Consider the following 2,540-nt stretch of genomic DNA (forward strand, 5'->3'; position numbering starts at 1 on the left):
TACGCGACTTCAGCGCGGGAGCGCCGGTCGACCTCGTGTACTTCTGGGCCGCGCTGCCCGGCATGCCTGCCGAACGGGTGGCGGCCAACGTGCGCACCATCGCCGAGGACCTCGCGCCACTGCTGCGTCAGATCGACCCGACCGCCGCCACCCCCACCACCTCCGCCGCCCAGCTGACGAGAGACACCCGATGACGGATCGGCTCGCGGGCAAGGTCGTGCTGGTCACCGGAGCCGGTCAGGACATAGGGCGCGGCATCGCGCTGGCCCTGGCGCAGGGGGCGCTGGTAGTGACAGCGTCGGCGGCGCCGGCACGTCGAAGGCGCTGCCGGCGGCAGCGACCCGGACGGTGGATCGGCTCGCGCATCGGCAGTGCAGTCTTGACCCAGGTAACACTCGCGTTAGACGATTAGCGCAATCATTTAGTTGATGAGCGGCTTACGGGTCGAGGGTGAAGGGGCGGTATGGCGGGGCACGGTACGTTGGTGCGGCTGGAACGTCGGACGGACGGCGTCGCGTTGATCACGATCGACCATCCGCCGGTCAACGCGCTGACCCGCCCCGTGTTCGCCGAGCTGAACGCGGTCACCGACGAACTGCGGACCGCGCCGCCGGGGGCCGTGGTGATCACCGGCCGGCCGAAGGTCTTCGCACTCGGCGGTGAGATATCCGAGACGTATCGGACCCGCTTTCAGAACAGGACCGATGTCAGCGACGCCGAGCTGGACGCGGCGGTCCGGGAGATCACCGATCCGGACTACGTCCGCGAACTCGGCGAGAAGTATCTCGTCACCTTCGACGCCATCGCCGCACTACCGTGCATGGTGATCGCCGCGATCAGCGGCATCGCCTTCGGTGGCGGGCTGGAGCTCGCCCTGGCCTGTGACTACCGGATCGCGTCGCAGCGCGCGAAGCTCGCGACGCCCGAGATCATCCTGGGCGGCACGAGCATCGGCGGCGGCGTGTACCGGCTGCCACGCCTGGTCGGGCCCGCGATGGCGAAGAGGATGTACCTCGGTGGCGAGGCGATCACCGCTGCCGAGGCGCTGCGCATCGGCCTCGTCAACGAGGTGATGCCGGCGCAGGAGACCGTGCCGCGGGCGCTGGCGTTCGCCCAGACCTTCGTCCCCTACGCGGGCCCGTCACAGGCATGGTTCAAAGAACTCATCGACGCCGGCCACAGCGTCTCGGGCACCGAGGCGAACCAGCTGGAGCTGCGCCGGTGGTGCGAGTCCTACGCCACCGAGGACGCCCGCGGACGACTGCGCGACTTCCTCGCCCACGGACCCAGGACACCGCTCTAGCCAGCCCACGCCGCGCCCCGCTCCGACGCGTGACGCGCCGGGCAGCCGAACGGCCTGCCACATGAACGGAGCAGACGCATGGATCTCAGCACCTCCTCGGCCGTCGTGACAGGCGGGGCCTCCGGGCTCGGCGCGGCCACGGTCCGCTGTCTCGTCGCTGCCGGCATCGACACGACGATCGTCGATCTTGACGTGGACCGCGGCGAGCGGTTGGCCGTCGAGCTGGGCGAGCGGGCCCACTTCTGGCAGGCGGACATCACGGACCCGCAGGCCGTCGAGGCGGTCGTGGGCGCTCCGCGGGAGATCCCGTTGCGAATCATGGTGAACTGCGCGTTCGTGCCGGGCGGCGCGCGGCTGGTCGGCCTGGACGGCCAGGCCCACGATCTGGCGATGTTCCGCCGGACGATCGAGGTCAACCTGATCGGCACCTTCAACTGCCTGCGCCTGGGCGCCGCGGCCATCGCCCGCACACCGCCACTGGACGGCGGGGAGCGCGGTGTGATCGTCAACACCTCCTCCATCGCCGCCTTCGACGGCACCGAAGGTCAGTGTGCCTACGCCGCGGCCAAGGCGGGCGTCGCCGGCCTCACGCTGCCCGCGGCCCGGGACCTGCGCGGCCTGGGCATCCGCGTCGTGACAATCGCCCCCGGCACCTTCGCGACGCCGCCGGTCACCGGGCTCCCACAGCAGATCCTCGACGCATACACCCGGGCGGCGCTGGCCCCGGGCCGCCTGGGCGACCCTGCGGAGTTCGGCCGGTTCGTCCTGCACGCCTGCGAGAACTCCTACCTGAACGGGGACACCGTCCGTCTCGACGGCGGAGCCCGCCTCCCACCACACGGACGCTGACCGCCGGACGGCCGCTCCCTTCGAAGTTGTCGCTGGTTCCGATGCTGATCTCGTGGTCCGGGTAGCCCTGCTGGCGGCGTCGACTGTCGCAGCAGCGCGGCGATCGGGTTCCAGAGAGAAATGGACGAACACGTCACCCGGCCCGAGCGGGACCAGCCGGGTGTAGATGTCGACCCGGGCGGCGAGTGGCCGCTGCCGGTAGTGGACCGCCTTGGGCAGACCGGTGGTGCCGGAGGTGTGCAGGACGATCGCGGTGTCGTCGGGCCCGGGCGCGGGCTCGCCGGCCAGCGACGGTGGCAGCGCGCCCGGCGCCGCGCTCGGCAGCGGGTCGCTGTACCGGGGGCCATGTTCACCTCCAGGAACTGCGCGACATCGTCACCGTCGATGA

2 protein-coding genes and 2 pseudogenes are annotated in these 2,540 nt (G+C 71.0%); 3 read left to right on the top strand and 1 reads right to left on the bottom strand.

Translation table 11 applies throughout. The features are described 5' to 3' along the window. From AC6EXY_RS33115 to AC6EXY_RS33125, 3 genes and pseudogenes are all read left to right on the top strand, one after another. Positions 1-194 (top strand): annotated as a pseudogene (locus AC6EXY_RS33115) (hypothetical protein); the annotation flags it as partial. 269 nt (positions 195-463) lie between these two features. After that, complete coding sequence (locus AC6EXY_RS33120) at positions 464-1,303, top strand: enoyl-CoA hydratase/isomerase family protein (RefSeq protein ID WP_101833566.1); 840 nt, start codon at positions 464-466, stop codon at positions 1,301-1,303. A 78-nt stretch (positions 1,304-1,381) separates the two neighbouring features. After that, positions 1,382-2,152, top strand: coding sequence for an SDR family NAD(P)-dependent oxidoreductase (locus AC6EXY_RS33125; RefSeq protein WP_101833565.1), 771 nt, complete (start codon positions 1,382-1,384; stop codon positions 2,150-2,152). A gap of 129 nt (positions 2,153-2,281) precedes the next feature. On the opposite strand, the pseudogene AC6EXY_RS33130 reads toward AC6EXY_RS33125, so the two are convergent. Then, positions 2,282-2,476, bottom strand: a pseudogene (locus AC6EXY_RS33130) (AMP-binding protein); the annotation flags it as partial. Positions 2,477-2,540 lie beyond the last annotated feature (64 nt).

The sequence above is a fragment of the Frankia sp. RB5 genome (assembly GCF_059816245.1).